This window comes from Psychromicrobium silvestre (assembly GCF_013408295.1).
Lineage (GTDB): Bacteria > Actinomycetota > Actinomycetes > Actinomycetales > Micrococcaceae > Renibacterium > Renibacterium silvestre.
Map to the genome: position 1 here is coordinate 536,580 of NZ_JACBYQ010000002.1, position 18,845 is coordinate 555,424.

Below are 18,845 nucleotides of genomic sequence, written 5' to 3' on the forward strand. Positions count from 1 at the left end.
CGGACCCCTAGCGCATCAGCCCCAGAACGGGCCCTGGTGATGGGAGCTCTTCACAAACAGGTTCCATCACCATGAAAAAAGAGTTTCGCACCGTCACCAACTAATCGACCTCACCTACTAGTTTGCTACGCAAGACTAGGCGCAGGCATAAATCATCGTAAGTCCGTAAAAAGCTCTCGCGCCTCAACGCAGCCGCGGAAATGGCCACGCTAACGAGAATCGACGCCCACCCACAAAAAATATCACCGCACGTCAGAGCAGAGCCAAACTGCCCAGTCCAACGCGAACCTACATTTGTCCGGCTAAGTTGTCAGGGCGGGGACCGTCCGGCCTGCCACGAAGAGTATTCCACCCTCAGCCCGGGCTAAATGCGGCTCGCTGGTGCCTTCATGGCCCAGCTTAAGCTTTTTCGTAGGTTCAGATTAAGTCGCATACCTACCCTGAGGGTCAAGAACATCATTCAGAGTTGTCTTCACACAGGGGGATGATTTTAGAGGCGGGGGATTTTCGATGACTGATGTAGTAGACGGGGCATTGATAAACGCGACATTGCAACACCCATCCCCCAAAGCCCATCCCATCCGCCCAGCCGCTATCTTATGGATCATCTGGACCGGGGCTGCCGCCGTGCTGAGCCTCTGGTGGATCGACACTCCTTCAGTATCTGGCCTGGGCGAATGGCTCACCGGAGCCGGAAGGATAACCGGCCTATTCGCCGGCTATGCCATCGTCATACTTGTTGCCTTGATGGCCAGGATTCCCGCCCTGGAGCGCGGAATCGGAGCAGACCGCTTAGCCCGCTGGCATGCTATGGGTGGCCGTTACACCGTCTCCTTGGTAGTGGCTCATGGCTTGCTGATTATCTGGGGTTACGCAGTTACCGCAAATACCGACGTCGTCACCCAAACTTCCGTACTGATCCTCAGCTATCCAGACGTGTTAGCCGCAACGGTCGCCGGCTTGCTGCTGCTCGGCGTCGGTATTGTGTCAGCGAGGGCAGCGCGTGCCAAGCTTCGGTACGAAACCTGGTATTACTTACATTTCTATACTTATCTGGCCGTGGCCTTGGCGTTCAGCCATCAGTTCTCCACCGGTTCCGACTTCATTGACAACCTGCCTGCCCGGGTTCTCTGGTCCTGCCTATACATCGTGGTTGGGGTATTGATCCTCTGGTACCGATTTATCGTTCCAATACGTCAAGCGTTCCGTCATAGGCTCCGGGTAGCCCAGGTCTACCGGGAGGGGCCAGACGTCATATCGATCGTCGTCGTCGGTCGGCATCTTGAAGAGCTGTCCGCTGAATCGGGCCAATTCTTCCGCTGGCGTTTCATAACAAAAAATTCCTGGTGGACGGCCAATCCTTTCTCACTTTCCGCCCCGGCTGGACCGTCCGCCATGCGCATCACGGTGAAGGACTTGGGCGAGCATAGCCGCCAGCTTAAATATCTGCGCCCTGGGACCTCAGTCGTCGCCGAAGGACCCTACGGTGCATTCACCGGCCGCGCCCGGACCCGCCGCAAAGTTTTGCTCTTGGGCGCGGGCGTGGGAATTACTCCGCTGCGAGCCTTATTCGAGACTCTTCCCGGCGGTCCGGGCGAGATCGATATGATCTATCGAGCTAGTCAGCCTTCCGATATTCTCTTCGGAGCCGAACTGGATTCAATAGCCGATGCCCGCGGAACTAAGGTGAACTATCTCTTCGGTTCACGGCGTCAGGGTCGGGCCGATCCGCTATCAGCCGAACACCTGACCGCCCTCATTCCGGACCTCGCTGAACGGGATATTTATCTTTGCGGCCCACCCGGAATGACAGAGTCCACGATAAAGGCTCTTCGGCGAGCCCGAGTTCCGCGCCGCCAAATCCACCACGAATCATTCGAATTTTAGGAGAGTCTCTTGCGACGCGTCATCATCACCATTACCGCGACCATCGCGGGTCTCATTCTGCTACTCAGCTTTAAAACCCACCCCATGGCGCAGGCAGGCGGAACCACTTCCAGCACCTCCGCTACTACCTCTGCCCCGCAATCCGTTGCCACCGCACCAGTCACCCCTTCGAGCGGTACAACTTCCTCGACAACCTCGCCCACAGCCACCGCAGATGCGACGACTGGAAGTTCGGCCACCACCTCGAAAACCTACGCCGGTACCGCGATTGACACCCGATATGGTCCGGTTCAGGTGCAAATCACCGTCGTCGGAACCAAAATCACGGATGTGACTGCGCTCCAGGTTCCCTCGGAGAATGGTCGTGATCAGCAGATCAATAGCTACGCCGTACCGCAGTTGACCCAAGAGGTCTTGGCTGCGCAAAGCGCTAACGTAGACATGATTTCCGGTGGCACCTATACCAGTGAAGGATACTTACAGTCCTTGCAGAGCGCGCTTGACCAAGCGGGTATCAAATGACCGACGCGGCCCCGCTACGTCGGGTTGAATCTTGTATGGGAACCGTCTTTTCCTTTGACATCCGCAGTCCCGGCGTCTCGACGGAGGCCTTACAGAAAACCATCGATTGGCTCCACTGGGTCGATGCAGTGTTCTCGACCTATCGCCCCGATAGCCAAATCAACCGCCTGGACCGAGGCGAACTCGTGTTAGCGCAATGCGATCCGGAGGTGCGGGAAGTTCTGGAACTTTCCGCCCAAGCTAAAGTCTCCACAGATGGTTATTTCACCGTCAGTATCGATCATCATCTTGACCCCTCCGGCATGGTCAAGGGTTGGGCCATCGAAAGAGCAAGTGAGATGCTCCGCGAAGCAGGATCATCTGCGCACGCCATTAACGGGGGCGGAGACATTCAGTTCTGCGGAGAGGCGGCACCCGGACGCCCTTGGGCCGTCGGTATTGCAGATCCGTTTCGTCAAAACGCCCTCGCGGCCACGGTTACGGTCAGCGATCTGGCGGTGGCGACGTCGAGCATAGCCGAGCGCGGACTCCACGTGATCAATCCACTCACCGGCCAGCCGGCAAAGGAATTGGCTAGCGTCACGCTCATCGGTGCCCGCCTCAGCCAAGTTGATGCCTACGCAACCGCCGCACTGGCCATGGGCAACGGTGCGAGGGAATGGATCGAAGCTCTCGACCATATCGAAGGCCTCACCATCGGCCCCGCGGGTGAAACCTGGCAATCAACTGGGTTCACGAAGCACTCCGTGAACAGCTGAGCCCTAGCCGGTGTCTGAAGCTCCTGAAGACGAGCCGCAATCGGTCAAAAAGCGCGAAGCGAGTCACCAATAAAGAGCCAGCAAATCTTCACTCGACCGACTACATTGCTGCTATGGCTAATTGGTTCAAAACTCAACCCCAGCAGCGAGAAGCGGAAGTGGTCGAGGCTTCGGCGTCAATCGAAATTTCCTCCGCCAAAGAGGGGGTGTGGGCTCTGATTAAGCCAGCTAGCACAGCTAAATATTTCCACTCCAGTCTGCTCCACGGTTTTAGAGTCCCCGGAACCCCGGAGGGCTTGGGTGAGATGCAATGTTTCATCTTCAAAGTGGGCGATCGAGAGAAAGTCTCTGTGATCGAGATTGTTGAATACGTTCACCAGGAGCTGGCGGTCATCAGGGAACTCGTCACCGATGACCCCGCGGCACGAAGCTTTTTCAAACTCACCAGCTGCGTTGGCGGCACTACGTATGAATGCACTGACCGTTTTACGATCTCGGCAGAGCAAGTCGAGCACAAGGCTCAAATCATCGAACATCGTAGAAACCACATCCTTGACCACCTGGCCTTAACTAAGGATCTGGTGGAGAACGGTTGGCAAAAAGAGACCCCTCCAGACCTTACGCAGAACTAGTCGATTCTGTGTCCACCCAACCTGCTGACCATGGCGGGGTCGCGGTGATCAAAGAAGAGGCTGGCCTCGGTATCCAAAGTGGTAACCTGACTCATTTGTTCCTCGGTGAGGGCGAAGTCGAAAATATCGAAGTTCTCGGCCATCCGATCGGCTCGGACAGATTTGGGGATGGCGACAACTTCACGCTGAATGAGCCAGCGAAGCACGATCTGAGCGACTGATTTGCCGTGTGCTTCCGCGATACCGCTGAGCAAAGAATTGCTGAAGAGGTCATTCCTGCCCTCCGCGAACGGCCCCCAGGATTCGATCTGGACACCGTGCTCCTGCATTAACTTCTGATCTTCGGCGCGCTGGTGGAAAGGATGGGTCTCGACCTGATTCACGGCGGGGACGATTTGATTGTGATTGATGAGATCAACTAGCCGGTCAGGATGAAAATTCGACACTCCGATTGCGCGAATAAGCCCTTCCTGATGGAGTTCCTGCATGGCTCGCCACTCGCTGTAGTAGTCTCCGAGCGGCTGATGGATCAGGTACAGGTCGAGATAATCCAGGCCGAGCCGTTGCAGTGACTTATCGAAGGCAACCTTGGTATCGTCTTGGACGCTACCGCTCGGCGCATGCTGGACCCAAAGCTTAGTGGTGATGAATAGTTCCTCGCGCTCAATTCCACTTGCTTTGATCGCAGCACCGACGGCTGTTTCATTGCCGTAAGCGGCCGCCGTATCCAGATGGCGGTAGCCGGCAGCAAGTGCTGCTTCAACAGCGGCTTGCGTTTCATCCTCGGGAATCTGGTAGACACCAAACCCCAAGATCGGCATCTTTACACCATTGTTCAGTGTCACGGTATTCATCAATACTCCTGTACTCTCGGGCGGTTATCGACCAATGTTTGCAGCTTACTGTGAGTTCCTGAGCTTCAGGATCAAGGGCTAATCCCGGTCGCCCACGCCACCGTTGGTGTGCTGCAAATGCGCTCGCTCGCCGTCGTGACTCAAGATCACAAGAATCTCCACCGGCCCCTCGTGCGCGCCGATAGCGTGCGGGATCATGGTGGAGAACTCGGCTGCATTGCCCGCCTGGACCAGGATGGTGCGCTCGCCAAGGCGCAACTCGGCGGTGCCCGATAGCACCGTGAACCAGTCCCGCCCAGGATGCACGCCCAGCTGCGCTATCGATGACACTGCTGTTGTGATCCGCATTTTTGCCACGGACATTCCGAAGGGGCTTCGCTCTTGAGCCAAGGTCCAGATGGTGGTTCCTCGGCCATCAATGCGCTGCGGACGAATCACCACGTCCTGGTCGTTCGGCGATTCGATGAGTTGATCGAGGGTCATATCGAGGGCGCGCGCAATCGGGACGAGCTGATCGAGGGCAATCCTTCGTTGCCCGGTTTCGATGCGGCTCAAATTCGACGGGCTCAGGAAGGTCCGCTCGGCAAGGGTGTCAAGAGACCAGCCACGGGCAAGACGGAGCGCCCGGATGCGGTGTCGAACTAGGGAATCGATATCTAACTCTTGCCTCATACGCAATAGTGTATGCCTACTTAGCAATATCCGCTTAGGCTGAGGAGATGGCTCCTCATACACACCCTCATCGCCACGGCTCGATTGCCGAACTGCTCGATCTGGACGCCCAGGTTTTACACCAGTATCTGCGCGGGTTGATGGCTTGGCTGAAGGCTCAAGTAGAGCTACCAGCCAGCAGAATTCTGGATATTGGGGCAGGAACGGGTACCGGGACTATTGCCCTAGCCCAGCAATTCGCGAACGCCGAGGTAATAGCCCTAGATATTTCGCCCGAGATGCTTGACCACATCCAGGCCCGAGCAACGGCGAACAACCTGAGCAGCCGAGTATCAACCGTACAAATGGATCTCGACGGCGGCTGGCCCGAGTTGGGCTTCTTTGACCTAGCTTGGTCCTCCTCGGCACTTCACGAGCTGGCGAATCCCGGCCACACTTTTAACAATCTCTTCCGCGTGCTAAACCCTGGTGGGCTAGCCGTCGTCGTCGAAATGGGCACGCATCCGCGGTTTCTGGAGGACACCACCAGCGAAGGGTTAGAGACCCGCATTCGTGGCCTGCTTCGCGAAACAGGCCGGGAGCAGGCCGATCACCCTGAATGGAGCGAGAACCTTGAGCGGGCTGGCTTCACTTTGCTTGAAAAGAAATCGTTCTCGATTGACCTGGCGCTGAACGGCGACTCAGTTGGCGGACGCTACGCCCAGACCTACTTCCAGAGAATCCAGCCCTTCATCGCACCCCAATTATCGACGTCGGATTGCTCCGCACTGGAAACTCTCCTTGCGGATCACGGTGCGCAGAGCCTCCTCCACCGGGATGACCTGCGCCTACGCGCCGAGAGAACGGCATGGGCAGCCAGCCGTCCCTGACTCCTAAAGTCATGAGGTGATCTAGCATTTCCAGAACCGAACAAGGGGACCGGAGCTTTGAGACGTTCAGCCAGGCTGGGGCGGGCACGTGGGGCGATCAGATTATCGGTCTGTTTACCGTGTTTGCTGAGTGCAATGCGGGATAGTCTGGAATCTTCTGGATCAATCCGACGCTGGATGAGTTGAGCTGGATCGACGCGGAGCGCTGGTTTTTCTACACGGCGAAAAAACACCTGGAAGCAATCCAAGCCGAACGAATTTCTCCCCGCCCCGGTTAGCGAGGTTCCCAACGAAACCCATAAGGGTGCAGCCGGTCTCGTCACCAGCGACCGTAAGCGGCAGCATCCGAACGTGCGGATCATCCTGTCGCGCTCCGGCGGTAACACGCCGCTCCTCGCCCCACGGGTGGCGGTGCTCTCTAATTATCTCGGCTGTGAGCTGAGCCCCGAGGAGATCATTTCCGACTTTCGAATCTTCTACTTCGAAACCGCGCCGTCGGACTTTGAAACCAATCTGAGGACGCTGGAAGGTTTTGTGCCTACGGAGCAGATCCTCAATCAGCCGCAGACGCGCGTGCTGCTACCCCGGTGCCCCCTAGGGAGGCAAGAGTCAGCAGTTAGCTATTTTGACGATAACTATCGATAGCCGGATCATAAATGGCCACAGCCAAAGTGGTGTCACTCTGCCCGTAGTAGGCAAACCAGCGCCCCTTGAACGCAACGAGCCCTTCAACAAAAGTGACATTTGAGACGAGCCCATGAGTGTCTTCGAACGACTGCGGCACCAACCAGGGGGTGGTCATCTTAGCCACGACTTGGGTTGGGTTGGAAACGGGGATGGCAATCTGCCCGCAACGATAGTCGACTTCGGATGGTGATTCTGCCTGTGCGGAGTTGATCAAGAAGATCATCAGCCCATTCTCGGTGAGCACGGGCGGGGCTCCGATTTCCACCAGGGTTCCGTCCCACTGCCCAGGGGTAGGGGCATAAATTGGTTGTGCTTCATTGCAGGGGGTCCAATGGAGTAGGTCCATGGAGGTGGCCGAATAGATTGCGCCCTCGCCGAAGTACATGTAGTACTGGCCATCTATTGGCTGGTTATGAATTACCCCGGCTTTGCTCCAGGGCTGGTCCGGTCCGTAGGGCAGGGTTGCCCAGGTGTTGAAACCCGGGAAAATCGGGCCGTGCTTTGTCCAGCTCTGGAGATCGGTGGAGGTAGCTAGGCAGAGTTGGGCGGTCTCACCGTTGAAGCCCGTGTAGGTGAGGTAATAGGTGTTTTCGATCCGAGCGATCCGGGGGTCTTCACACCCCTTACTCTCATAGTCGAATTCGGGGACCAGCACAGGATCGGCTTGGCGTTCGAAATGGATTCCGTCGCTGCTCGTTGCGATGCCGATATGAGACACCAAATCGGCGGCGTGCCCCCGATATAGCAGCACCACCTTGTCGTCGACGACGAGCGCTGCCGGGTTATAGAGGTTCGATGACTCCCAACCTTCGCCTTGGGGCCGCAATATGGGATTCCCCGGATGTGGCGTGAACGGACCCAGGGGGAAGGAGGCGTGCGGGAGCGGAGCTTGGGTGGAGGCATCGAGGCGCATTTGCGTCGCCTTTCGGAGTGGTTGGGTTGACGGGTGGAAAATAGCGAGTATCAGGCGTCAGGGTCTGGAAGCGATTCGCGGCGCTCGGCCAGGACGCGTGTCAGATCACGAGCGATATCGGAGGAGGAGACAGATTTGTCACTTTGCCGCCAGACATCGGCGGCAGTTTCGACGATCAGAATAGCGATGCGGGCAGACATGACTACTTCAAAGTCCGAAGTAGCCTTCCCTAGGCGTTGAGCGATCAGGGCTCCGAGTCGAGCCCGTTGATCGTCAAGATGGTCCCAGAGCTTGGCCCGGGCCGCGGGGGATTGATCAATGATTGAACGGATTAGCAGGCTATCTTCCGGCTGTTCATCTTCAATTCTCAGAACCGCGTCGATGGCCTTAGTGAGTGCCACGCCGATACTTAGGCTGGGTGGCTGAGCCTCAAAGACCTCGGTTAGATGATCGAAGGTGGATTGGAAGCTTTCGAGGACGATCGTATCTTTGCTGGGGAAGTATCGATAGAGCGTAGAAGGGCTGAGCTCCACGGCTTCGGCGATGCTTTCCATCGTAGTTTCAGCGAACCCCCGTTCCTTGAAGAGCTTCACTGCTTCCGCCACAATGTTCTGCCGGTTTCTGAGTGCTTTCTTCTCTCGTAGTCCCATGCCAGGATCTTAGCAGAAACTATCGTTTGACAGTAGCTATAAAATAATAGAGACTACCATTTTATAGGTCATCGCCGCGTCTACAAGGAAGCAGGCCATGAACGCAAGAGAAACAACGTCGTCGCTCACTGATTTTGAAATTACTCATACCGACTCCACAATCACTTTGGCTCAGCTCGGGGCAGATTGCTCCTTGGCCTGGATTCCCGCTTCGGTACCTGGTGAAGTTCATGCCGCACTGGTCGATCAAGGTCAGCTCAGACACCCCTACCTGAACCAGCATGAGGATGACGCCAGATGGGTGGAGGATCGCGTTTGGTGGTATCGCAGCCACTTCGATACCACCAGTATCGACGCTGAGGATGAGCGACTTCGCCTGGTTTTCCACGGCCTCGATTCGGTGGCAACCATCTGGCTGAACGGGGTGGAGCTTGGACATCATGAGAACATGTTTCGGCCAGCAATCTTTGAGGTGTCGGCCCTACTTCAACCTCAGAACACTCTAATTGTGCGGCTTGATGTACCGCTAGCAGGCCTTTCTGAGCCGGAGAGCGCGGCCGAAATGGCTCGGCGTATCAAAATCGGTATGCAGGCGTCATCAGTGAGCACCACGGAGGAAACCACATCTCACTTCGACGACGTCCGGCATACTCTTAGGCGTAAATCAAGCTTTTCCTGGGGTTGGGACTTCGCCCCGCGGCTACCTTCGGTTGGTATCTGGCGGCCCGTTGAGCTGCTCAGAGAAAAAGGCGCGGTGATTGCTGGGCATCATTTTCGTACCCAGGAACTCGATCTAGAGCGTCGAGTGGCGACCGCGGTGATCGACGTCGAGGTTGACCGGTTCGCCTATAACGGAAGGCTCTCCCTATCCCTTGGATTGCGTTCACCGGACGGGATCTCTTTCGAAACCCCGGTGGAGTTGGCAGAGGCGGAATCGGTTGCTTCGGTGACGTTTGAAATCACCGAAGTCCACCCGTGGTGGACGCACGACCTTGGTACGCCAAACCGCTATGAACTGGCCATCGACCTGTTCTCTGAAGATGGTCTTCTTGACCAAAAACGAGAACTAGTAGGCATCCGCACCATCACCCTCGATCGCACCGCCGATGCTGAAGGAGGGAATCGATTCCAATTCATCCTAAATGGCCAGCCGATTTATAGCCGCGGTGCCTGTCTGGTGCCAACCACGATGATGCTCGGCACGACCTCCCCTAATCACTACCGCCAACTCGTGGAGATGGCGGCAGCAGCTCAGATGAATATGATCCGCGTCTGGGGTGGCGGGGTTTACGAAGACGAAGTGTTCTTCCAGGCAGCCGACGAAAGGGGGATCTTGGTATGGCAAGACTTCCTCTTGGCCTGTTTGGATTACCCCAGTGAGGATCCACAGTTCGCCGAGGAGATAGCGCTTGAAGCTCGGTACCAGGTCAGGCGGCTACGCAATCATCCAAGCCTGGCACTGTGGGCCGGTAACAACGAAGTACAGGCCATGCACCAGCTTGCCTGGGGGAATCTAGATCCCGGTAACTGGGGTTACGACTTTTTCCACGAACTGTTTCCCAGTGTCATTGCCGCAGAGAGCCCGGAGATTCCCTATTCTCCCGGTAGTCCCTGGGGTCAAGGTGATCCGGCCGGAGTGAATGGAGTGCTCGACGGCGATCGCCACGCTTGGGAGGTCTGGCACGGTATTGGGGTGGGGGCGGTCTCACCGGAGAAGTACGCAAGCCAAGGCGAGGCGATGCATTTCGAACGCTACAAATACGACACCGGGAAATTCATCAGCGAATTTGGCTTGCTCGCTGCCCCCGAACGGAAAACTCTAGAGCGCTGGATCAGTGCTGAACACCTCGCCCTAGATAGTCCTGTATTTCGCTCACACATCAAGGACAACCCCAAAGGTAAGGGAGATGCGCTGTTAGAGATCGAAACAGGACTCCCTCTCGACGTCGACGAATATATCGACTTCACTATGGCAACCCAGGCCGAAGGGTTGAAATTCGGGATAGAACATTATCGTCGTCAATCCGGAAACTCGGGGGCTTTGGTCTGGCAGCTTAACGATCCGTGGCCGGGGATGAGTTGGTCACTTATTGACCACGATCTTCGACCAAAGGCCGGTTACCACTTCGTTCAACGTGCTTTTGCCCCCATCCTCGCCTCATTCTTTAGGCGCGATGACGGTGGTCTTGAGCTGTGGCTGAGTAACAGTACCTCCGAGGCGATCCGAACCACACTCGTTGCCGAGATTGAGACAATTTCGGGTTCATCGATCAACAAGGTGATATTGCCAACGACCGTGGGGGCAGGAGAGACGAAGCTGGTGTTTAGTTGGGCTGCGAATCAGATCGGGACCGGTTCGGATCGGGTTGCTTGGGTGAATAGTACAGATAATCGTGTAGCGGCTAACCGGACCTTTTTCGCGCATCTCAAGGATATTTCCTGGCCCCAACCCTCCCTTTCCCTTGAATTCGAATCCACTGGGAAACATTCGGGGGTGCTAACCCTCAGCTCGGACGCGTATAGCTACCTGACTCGGGTCAGCAGTAGTGACCGGACGGCACGCTTCGACCGGAACTACCTGGACTTACGTCCCCGGGAAAGTATCAAAATCAAGGTCACCGATATCGAAGGTGATCCATCGAACACGCTTTTCACAGCGCAGAGCTACCGCGGCGCAACGTCAGTCCAGGCCACCCACACCTGATCCAGCTCTTCAATCACTCACACCATTAAGCAATGAGGCTCATTATGGCAAGCAATATCGGACTCGAGGGATCCATCGTGCCTGCGAACAAAGGCGAAGGGCGTACCAGGCTTGGGCGATTTGTCCCGTTACTGTTGGCTGCCCAGCTTGGCTGGTCTATTCCTAATAACGCCGCCAGTGCGCTCTTGCAGGCGGGCTCCAGCACGATTGCTCCAAATGACAAGATCGGCTTCTACGCGACGATGTCAACCATCGGAGCCATCCTGGCGGTAGTAGCAATTATCCTTGGTGGTGCACTGTCCGACCGGACTCGGACGCGTTTTGGCAAAAGGATCCCGTGGATCATCGGTGGCAGCGTACTCGCCACTCTCGGACTTTTCTCTACTGGACTGACTACTAATCCGGTGTTGGTTATCGCAGGCTTCGCGCTGTATCAGATGGCGTTGAACGCGATGCTGGGAGCAATTTTTGCACTTACCCCAGACTACTTGGCTCAGTCTGTGTTGGGCAGGGCGTCCGCGGTCAGCGGAGCAGGAGTGCTCTTGGGCGGGATCCTTGGCGGGATTATCTCGGCCATTTTCATCACTGTTCCACAACAGGGATTGATGATTATTCCGTGGCTCATTTTGATAGCTGCCATTGTGCTCGGTATCTTTCTGCCGCCTCGGCCTAATGTCGATGAAGCCCGGGAATCCCTCAGCCTCCTCGGTTTCCTCAAGTACCTCCGACCACCGAAAGACGGTCAGTTCTGGTGGGTCTTTGCGGGACGGTTCCTGTTCATCCTTGCGCTGTTCATGACCGTTCAGTACCAGTACTTCATCGCCACCGAGTATCTCGGACTTGAAACTCAAGCCGCCGGGAACCTGCTAGCCCTTACCTCCATAGTGCTTGCCATCTGCGCCGGTGCTGCAACCCTGGTTGCGGGACCACTCTCTGACCGAATAGGGCGGAAACCCTTCGTCATCGGTGCCCCACTGATGGCCGCCGTTGGAGTTCTCCCACTGATCTTCGCTCACCAACCCTGGGCCCTAGTGGTGTTCTTCGTTCTCGGCGGCCTGGCCTATGGCGGTTATCTGTCGGTGGATGCGGCCTTGATGGTAGAGGTGCTGCCTAACCAAGAAAGCACGGCGAAAGACCTCGCTGTGCTGAACGCGGCCAATAGTCTTCCCCTGGTTTTCGCTCCGGCACTTGCTGGATTGCTGGTGACCATTGGCGGGTACCAAGGGAGCTTTATCGCCACGGTAGTCACCGCCGTCGCCGGTGCTGTCTGCATTTTCTTCGTCAAGCGAGTGCGCTGAGAACTTCTCACACTCTTAGGAAGGTTCACTCATGAAAATAGATCCACAATTAGTCCCTGTACTGGCGCCGCTTACACAGGCTATTAGCTCGAATGTCTCGATCGACGTCGTTGCCGAACGAGCGGCAGAAGTCAGTCAATCCCGGGGCATGGTTGGTACTTTGACCCGCGCGATTCCGGAGTCGGTGACCTGGGTTGACCTCGAAACTGACGGTAACCATCCGGTGCCGATACGGGTGTTCACCCCGGTCAAGAGCACCGAGGCGATAGATCGGGCCGCTCTCGTCTACGCCCACGGTGGGGCTTGGCGTACCGGTTCGCCCGATACCGTGCACGAGCACACCGGAAATCTTGCGGCAGATGCAGACGTTGTGGTTATCAGTATCGACTACCGGCTCATCCCGGAGAATCCGTATCCGGCTGGCTTAGATGACGTCACTGAAGTCCTACGTTGGGTGGTGGAACACGCCGTCGAACTCAGAGTGGATCCCCAGCGAATCGCTGTCGGCGGATCAAGCGCCGGTGGTAATCTGGCGGCAGCTCTCGCGTTGCGCGCCCGGGATCATGGAGGACCCGCAATCGCCTTGCAACTCTTGGAAGCGCCTGCTCTCGATCTTGCCTGTGATTCACCGTCCTGGGACGAATGTCGGCAAGATATCCCGCCCCTAGCCGAAATGCTTGATCGGGGCTTGGGCAAGTATCGGCTTGCCGGGGCGGATCCGAAAGACCCATATGCCTCACCACTTTCCGCCGCATCCTTCGAAAACCTTCCACCGGCACATCTTCTCGTCGGAGAAGCGGATCCTCTCCGTTCTGACAGCGTCCGGTACGCAGAAGCGCTCGGTGCCGCAGGAGTAAGGGTCAGCCTGCAAATTTTCCCCGGAATAGTCCACGGCACGGAGAATTTTGTCGAATTGCTGCCCACCGCAGCACAGTGGCACCGCGCCTGCGTGGCTGCACTGCGGTCCCTCACCCCAACCGATGACGCCAATACTGGCACAGTGCAAGGAGCCTAACGTGACCAATTCCCCACAAAGCACGAGCTCGGATCTGCCAAGTGACGCTATTCCTCCGGTTATCGCCGGATTGGTTGCTGCTGCCGGCCTCAACCCCGGAGTCTTGTTGGAGCATCTCGGGGTGCCAGGGCCCGTCGAAGATCTCATGCTCACCTCCACCCTGGGCCTATCTCTGCATCAGCTCGAGACTTTACGTGAAGAGTTCCGCAAGGAGAATGAGAAGTCCGCCGAAGAACTCATGGCAGACCCTAAATTCGCTGCCTTGATTGAGAATCTTCCTTTCACCCGTGGAGATCGAGTCGTGATTGTAGGAGATTCGATCACCGCAGTGGCGACCAGTTGGGCCAATATCCTTGGAGTCATCCTGCAGCACCGCGGTATCGAGCTGATCAATCGGGCCGTGAGCGGACGCAGCTCAACCGAGACAATCGCGGTGTTCGACAAGACTCTTGCACTGAATCCGGATTGGATCGTGTTGATGATCGGTGCGAACGATGTTCGCCGTCATGGCGCCGTAGCGGGAGTGAGACTACTTTCTCTCGACGAGAGCATCCGCAATATCAAGGAACTATGCAGAATGGCTTCCGAGGAATCCCACGCGCGGGTGGTGGTTATTCCTTCGCACCCACCCATTGATCCGAGCAAAGTTGAGGAGAACAGATCTGCGGGAACCTTTTGGCTGGTTGAGGAGGTTGAATCAGCCCGTCAGGCGGTTGTGGCGGCCGTGCCTGATGCCTTCGATGTAATGACTCACTTAACGGTAGATTCCAGTTATTGGGGGCCTGACGGAGTGCACCCCACGGCAGCCGGTCAACGTAAACTCTTGCGCTCAATCGCCAACGGACTAACTTCGACTAGTCCACATCCCTCTAATCAATAAATGACAGTCGCTAGTGTATGGTAGTGACTGTCATTTATTGTACTTACCCTGAGGAGTGCCCGTGCGCACAAGATCCCGGCGTCTTTTGACTGCCCTCATAGCAGTCGTCGTTGTGGTCGCTGTGCCGTTGGGTTGGAACCAGGTGTCAGTGCAGCCCGGTGCGTCAATCGTTCGAGTGCTCTTCGAAGCCAATGCCTTCCCCGAACCGCCGAATTTCGCTGAAATACAAAGCACGGTGAGCGTCACCTCAAACATTTCTATTCCCACCCCCGAGGCACCGAATGCCGCCCTGGATATTTATGTACCGAAACAAGCCAGCGCGAAACCTCGACCAATCGTTATGTGGGTCCACGGTGGCGGATTCATCTCAGGCAGTAAAGAGCAAGTCCGTGATTATGTAACAGTCCTGGCTGCCAAGGGCTTCGTGGTGGCAAGCCTCGACTACTCTCTCGCGCCGGGAACACAATATCCTGCTCCAATCCGCCAAGGGAACGCAGCGCTGAAATACCTTAGCGACCATGCGACTAACTTCGGAGGGGACAAAACCGCGATGTTCGTTGGTGGCGACTCTGCTGGCTCGCAAATCGCCAGCCAGTTGGCCGCACTGCAGACCAACCCGACTCTGGCCCGGCAAATGAACCTCACTCCCGGCATAGCTTCCAGCGCTTTGCGTGGAGCCTTGCTTTTCTGTGGTTTGTACAACATGGAGACCGTCGGTTCAACCGGCTTTCCCGCCCTTCGAAGCTTCCTCTGGTCCTACACGGGCTACCGAGACTGGCTCAGCTATCCCGATATCTCTCAGCTTTCGACCACCGGTAATGTCACAAGTGCTTACCCGGCAACCCTGCTCACGGTGGGTGATGCCGACCCCTTCGAAAGCCAGGGAAAGGAGCTAGTTGCGGCATTGAACGCTAAGAAGGTTCCGGTGACCTCCCAGTTCTACACCGGTAGTGGTGCCAAATTAGGCCACGAATACCAATTCGATTTTTCCCATCCTGAATCTCAGAAGATGTTTGATCTAACGGTTTCATTCCTGACCACTCACTCAAGTAAGGGCAATTCATGAGCGTCGAAAACGTGGGCAGCCGCACTGGGCGACCTCGCATCAAGCGAATCTTCCTCTACGCGGGTCTAGTCATCTTGGTAGCCTTTGGTGCCACCTTGCTCTACGGCCTTGCCGTCTTTCTGAGTTGGTAACTTGCCTTCTTTGGTCGGCGTCACTCAGCGCGGCGTCACTCAGCGCGGTCCCGCCCTCGGCGGACCGCTAAATCTTCGACCCAATAAGGTTCGCCGTGACCTCCCATAGTTCGCGCTGGATGGCTTCTCCCCGGCCAAGCTGCGGGCATTCCAGCGGCTTCATGGTCTTCGCGGCAAAGTAACCACCGGTAATATCCGCGAAGTTAGGGTCGACTGCAAGCTTCACGATGGTGTCAGCACCATGCTGGGGATTACCGATGTTTAGTCGGCTAAGAGCTTTCTCCAGGAATCCCGAGAAGGGCAGTTCCCGGCCCAAGCCAGTTGCGTTGAAGCCAGGACAGCAGCAGGTCACCGCAACACCAGTGCCAGCAAGTTGCCTGCCCAACTCCTGGGTAAACATCACGTCCAGGAGCTTGCTCCGACCGTATAGCGGGCCGGACTCACGACGAGTGAAATTCGCCGTCTCGGTCAGATCGATCATTGGATCGAAGTGCCGCACCTGCAATGAAGCCCTAGATGCCACGGTGACAATCCGGGCGGGAGCCGAGGCGAGTAACTTGTCACGCAGCGCATTGGTCAGCACCCAGGGAGCTAGGTAGTTCACTGCCGTCATCTCGGCGAGGCCCTCCGAGGTGACTCGCTGAGAAAAGGCATGCAGGCCGGCATTGTTAATCAGCACATTGATCTGCGGATAGTAGGCGGCAATCTCCTGACCCACCCGGCGCACATCGCTGAGCAGGGATAGATCAGCCAGGAAAATATCGGCGGCGGCCCCTGGCACCCGCTGCTCAATCTCCTCACGCACGGCCTCGGCCTTTTGCTCACTGCGGGCGAGAATACCGAGGCGGGCGCCACTGCGAGCCAGGTCGAAAGCGGCTAGCCGACCTATGCCGTTTGTAGCCCCGGTCAAGATAATAACGGGTTGGGTACTCATCGAATCTCCAGACTGATATATTGAGGTACCTCACTAATGTAACACTTGATGAGGTACCTCATCAATGACGGAGAGTCAGGACAGCTTCATGACCGATCGAACCGTGACCGCCGTAGAGGTCGGCTTGCGATATCTCTCGCTCGGACACCGGATGCGCCGGGTTGTCGACGACGGAATGGCTCACGGCGGGCTTTCCCTTGCCCGCACAAAAGTTCTGCAAGTTCTTCAACTGCAAGGACCGCTGCGGCAGGCATCGCTGGCCGAGGCGCTGAGCCAGGCTCCTCGATCGGTCACTCAATCCCTTGAGGCCCTGGAGCGGGATGGCTTTGTGGAACGAACGTCGGACCCCGAGGACGGACGGTCTAAGCTCGTCCGCCTTACTCCCCAAGGCAGCAAAGCCTTGGCCACCGGAACAGCTGCAGGCGAGCGGGTGCTCAGTGAGATCTTCGCAAAAATGACTGCCGAGCAACTCGCGGAGCTGGGAAGGCTCCTTGATGTTATTGATCGAGGCTTAGAGGTCTAGGATCCCGAATCGTTGCAACTAGAGTGATTGTTGTAGCCTCTCGGAGGGAATCTTGTGACTACCTTGCCTTTTATCTCCTATCTTGGCGGCCCCGAGCCGGTGCACTATGCGCACGGACCGGACTCGCAGCGCCAAGTCGGCGTTCCCGAAGGGGAGCTTCTCGAATTCGACTGTAACTCCAGTGAAGTATTCCCCGGCACAACTCGTACCTTCTGGTTATACGTCCCCCAGCAGTACTCTCCCGACGAAGAAGCCGCTCTGATGGTCTTCCAAGATGGAGCGATGTACTACGACCCCGAAGGCGAAATTCGGGCTGGCATTGTCTTGGATAATCTCATCCATCAAGGGCAAATACCCGTCACTTTGGCCATTTTCGTGGATCCCGGCCAACCCGGAAACCGGAACATCGAGTACGACGCCTACGATGACAACTACGCTTCCTTCTTACTGAATGAGGTCGTCCCCCGAGTCCAGGCCGATTACAACATAAGCAGCAAGCCGGATGACTGGGGAATCTGCGGCGGCAGCAGCGGGGGTAACTGCGCGCTGACGGCAGCCTGGACTCGTCCCGATAGCTTCCGCCGAGTCATCAGCTTCCTCGGCAGCTTCGCCCAAATGCCAGGCGGAAACCCCTACCCCGCCGCGATTCGCAGCACCGAACCCAAACCGCTGCGAATCTTTATGCAAGCCGCCACCCGGGATCTCAACTGGAATGCACCCACCATGAACTGGTTCAGCGAAAACCTGCAAGTCGCGGCCGCCCTGGCGGAACGAGACTACGATTTCCGCTTTGTCCTCGGCGATGGAGGCCATAACCCCAACCACTGTGGAGTCCTGCTCCCCGACGCCTTACGCTGGTTATGGCGCTGAGTATCCAGTTGCCTATCGAGCTTGCAGTCCCGAGGAGCACCCATGAACGAGAAGAAGCCTTCCGTCCTTTTTGTCTGCGTGCATAACGCGGGTCGCTCCCAGATGGCCGCCGCCTTTCTCACCAGCCTGAGCAATGGATCGATTGAAGTTCGATCGGCCGGATCGGAGCCGGCAGATCAGGTCAACCCGGCTGCAGTTGCCGCAATGGCAGAACTTGGCATCGACATCGCTGCCGAGATCCCGAAGGTGCTGACCACGGCGGCAGTCCAGGAGTCCGACGTCGTGATCACCATGGGCTGCGGCGACAGCTGCCCATTTTTCCCCGGCAAACGCTACGAGGATTGGAAACTCGACGATCCGGCTGGCCAAGGCTTGGCATCCGTCCGTCCGATTCGGGATGAGATTAAGCGCCGGGTCGAAGAACTTATCACCTCACTCAGGGCGTAAACCAAACGAAACACCGCAAACAGCAGCAGTCTCTGCGGAGATGCTCGCTTTGCCATGCCTCAGAGGCCCAGGATAACCAGAAAAAGCCTGCAAACTTGCCCAAAATCTCACATTGACTTATACCCCAAGGGGGTATAGGTTGGGGATCGAAGCAATACCGGAGGGGGGTATCACTGAAAGAGACCCCAGGGGCGAACAATGGAGAAGTGACCATGAGCGAAGCAGCACATTCACACGGCTATATCCACGAAAAGGACGACTACCTCAAGCGGCTACGCCGGATTGAGGGACAGGCTCGGGGCCTGCAGAAGATGGTCGAAGAAGAGAAGTACTGCATCGATATCTTGACCCAGGTCTCGGCGATGACCAAAGCCCTCCAATCCGTTGCGCTCGGCCTGCTCAATGAACATATGGATCACTGCGTCTTGGACGCCGCCAAGGCCGGTGGGCCGGAAGCCGCCATCAAACTCAAGGAAGCCTCCGACGCAATCGCCCGTTTAGTCCGGTCCTAAAACCCGCTTCGAAAGGAACTG

General features: G+C 56.8%; 21 protein-coding genes. 16 read left to right on the forward strand and 5 right to left on the reverse strand.

The features are described from left to right. The first annotated feature begins 510 nt into the window (after positions 1–510). From FHU41_RS10535 to FHU41_RS10550, 4 genes are all read left to right on the forward strand, one after another. On the forward strand, positions 511–1,887 hold the full coding sequence (locus FHU41_RS10535; RefSeq protein ID WP_179389620.1) for a ferredoxin reductase family protein: 1,377 nt from the start codon (positions 511–513) through the stop codon (positions 1,885–1,887). 9 nt (positions 1,888–1,896) lie between these two features. After that, on the forward strand, positions 1,897–2,409 hold the full coding sequence (locus tag FHU41_RS10540) for an FMN-binding protein (RefSeq protein WP_179389621.1): 513 nt from the start codon (positions 1,897–1,899) through the stop codon (positions 2,407–2,409). 35 nt (positions 2,410–2,444) lie between these two features. After that, a complete protein-coding gene (locus FHU41_RS10545) occupies positions 2,445–3,167 on the forward strand; it encodes an FAD:protein FMN transferase (protein WP_218847202.1) in 723 nt (240 codons plus the stop codon). A 158-nt stretch (positions 3,168–3,325) separates the two neighbouring features. Then, positions 3,326–3,799 (forward strand): hypothetical protein, encoded by a 474-nt coding sequence (locus FHU41_RS10550; protein ID WP_179389623.1) that lies wholly within the window; start codon positions 3,326–3,328, stop codon positions 3,797–3,799. Here the strand turns inward: FHU41_RS10550 and FHU41_RS10555 are convergent. Together FHU41_RS10555 and FHU41_RS10560 are read right to left on the reverse strand one after the other, a co-directional pair. Next, positions 3,796–4,653, reverse strand: coding sequence for an aldo/keto reductase (locus tag FHU41_RS10555; RefSeq protein WP_179389624.1), 858 nt, complete (start codon positions 4,651–4,653; stop codon positions 3,796–3,798). The genes FHU41_RS10550 and FHU41_RS10555 overlap by 4 nt on opposite strands. A 78-nt stretch (positions 4,654–4,731) precedes the next feature. Continuing rightward, positions 4,732–5,325: a helix-turn-helix domain-containing protein gene (locus FHU41_RS10560; RefSeq protein ID WP_179389625.1), complete on the reverse strand. Its 594-nt coding sequence runs from the start codon at positions 5,323–5,325 to the stop codon at positions 4,732–4,734. A gap of 47 nt (positions 5,326–5,372) precedes the next feature. Here FHU41_RS10560 and FHU41_RS10565 point away from each other — a divergent pair, with 47 nt between their 5' ends. Beyond that, positions 5,373–6,194 (forward strand): class I SAM-dependent methyltransferase, encoded by an 822-nt coding sequence (locus tag FHU41_RS10565; protein ID WP_179389626.1) that lies wholly within the window; start codon positions 5,373–5,375, stop codon positions 6,192–6,194. A gap of 351 nt (positions 6,195–6,545) precedes the next feature. Continuing rightward, a complete protein-coding gene (locus tag FHU41_RS14865) occupies positions 6,546–6,839 on the forward strand; it encodes a hypothetical protein (RefSeq protein WP_218847203.1) in 294 nt (97 codons plus the stop codon). Here the strand turns inward: FHU41_RS14865 and FHU41_RS10575 are convergent. Both FHU41_RS10575 and FHU41_RS10580 read right to left on the reverse strand, forming a co-directional pair. After that, positions 6,811–7,794: a glycoside hydrolase family 130 protein gene (locus FHU41_RS10575; protein WP_179389627.1), complete on the reverse strand. Its 984-nt coding sequence runs from the start codon at positions 7,792–7,794 to the stop codon at positions 6,811–6,813. The genes FHU41_RS14865 and FHU41_RS10575 overlap by 29 nt on opposite strands. Before the next feature lie 50 nt (positions 7,795–7,844). Further along, entirely contained in the window at positions 7,845–8,444 is a 600-nt protein-coding gene (locus FHU41_RS10580) for a TetR/AcrR family transcriptional regulator (protein ID WP_179389628.1), read from the reverse strand. A gap of 97 nt (positions 8,445–8,541) precedes the next feature. Here FHU41_RS10580 and FHU41_RS10585 point away from each other — a divergent pair, with 97 nt between their 5' ends. The 6 genes from FHU41_RS10585 (at position 8,542) to FHU41_RS15310 (ending at position 15,538) form a co-directional block, all read left to right on the forward strand. Then, the gene (locus tag FHU41_RS10585; RefSeq protein WP_179389629.1) at positions 8,542–11,148 is read left to right on the forward strand and encodes a glycoside hydrolase family 2 protein; all 2,607 of its coding nucleotides are present in this window, start codon (positions 8,542–8,544) and stop codon (positions 11,146–11,148) included. 77 nt (positions 11,149–11,225) lie between these two features. Next, positions 11,226–12,446, forward strand: coding sequence for an MFS transporter (locus tag FHU41_RS10590; RefSeq protein WP_179389630.1), 1,221 nt, complete (start codon positions 11,226–11,228; stop codon positions 12,444–12,446). 31 nt (positions 12,447–12,477) lie between these two features. Then, positions 12,478–13,461, forward strand: coding sequence for an alpha/beta hydrolase (locus tag FHU41_RS10595; RefSeq protein WP_179389631.1), 984 nt, complete (start codon positions 12,478–12,480; stop codon positions 13,459–13,461). A gap of 1 nt (position 13,462) precedes the next feature. After that, positions 13,463–14,341, forward strand: a complete 879-nt coding sequence (locus tag FHU41_RS10600; RefSeq protein WP_179389632.1) for a GDSL-type esterase/lipase family protein — start codon at positions 13,463–13,465, stop codon at positions 14,339–14,341. 142 nt (positions 14,342–14,483) lie between these two features. Then, positions 14,484–15,407: an alpha/beta hydrolase fold domain-containing protein gene (locus FHU41_RS10605; protein WP_179389633.1), complete on the forward strand. Its 924-nt coding sequence runs from the start codon at positions 14,484–14,486 to the stop codon at positions 15,405–15,407. After that, positions 15,404–15,538 (forward strand): hypothetical protein, encoded by a 135-nt coding sequence (locus tag FHU41_RS15310; RefSeq protein WP_281360637.1) that lies wholly within the window; start codon positions 15,404–15,406, stop codon positions 15,536–15,538. Before FHU41_RS10605 ends, FHU41_RS15310 begins: the two co-directional genes overlap by 4 nt. A gap of 67 nt (positions 15,539–15,605) precedes the next feature. Here FHU41_RS15310 and FHU41_RS10610 read toward each other — a convergent pair whose 3' ends face one another. Beyond that, positions 15,606–16,472, reverse strand: a complete 867-nt coding sequence (locus FHU41_RS10610) for an SDR family NAD(P)-dependent oxidoreductase (RefSeq protein WP_218847204.1) — start codon at positions 16,470–16,472, stop codon at positions 15,606–15,608. A gap of 88 nt (positions 16,473–16,560) precedes the next feature. Here FHU41_RS10610 and FHU41_RS10615 point away from each other — a divergent pair, with 88 nt between their 5' ends. From FHU41_RS10615 to FHU41_RS10630, 4 genes are all read left to right on the forward strand, one after another. Beyond that, on the forward strand, positions 16,561–16,995 hold the full coding sequence (locus FHU41_RS10615) for a MarR family winged helix-turn-helix transcriptional regulator (RefSeq protein ID WP_179389634.1): 435 nt from the start codon (positions 16,561–16,563) through the stop codon (positions 16,993–16,995). Positions 16,996–17,049: 54 nt separating this feature from the next. Continuing rightward, positions 17,050–17,865, forward strand: a complete 816-nt coding sequence (locus FHU41_RS10620; RefSeq protein ID WP_179389635.1) for an alpha/beta hydrolase-fold protein — start codon at positions 17,050–17,052, stop codon at positions 17,863–17,865. Between the two features lie 42 nt (positions 17,866–17,907). Continuing rightward, positions 17,908–18,312 (forward strand): arsenate reductase ArsC, encoded by a 405-nt coding sequence (locus FHU41_RS10625; RefSeq protein WP_179389636.1) that lies wholly within the window; start codon positions 17,908–17,910, stop codon positions 18,310–18,312. A 212-nt stretch (positions 18,313–18,524) separates the two neighbouring features. Further along, positions 18,525–18,824, forward strand: a complete 300-nt coding sequence (locus tag FHU41_RS10630) for a metal-sensitive transcriptional regulator (protein WP_179389637.1) — start codon at positions 18,525–18,527, stop codon at positions 18,822–18,824. Positions 18,825–18,845 lie beyond the last annotated feature (21 nt).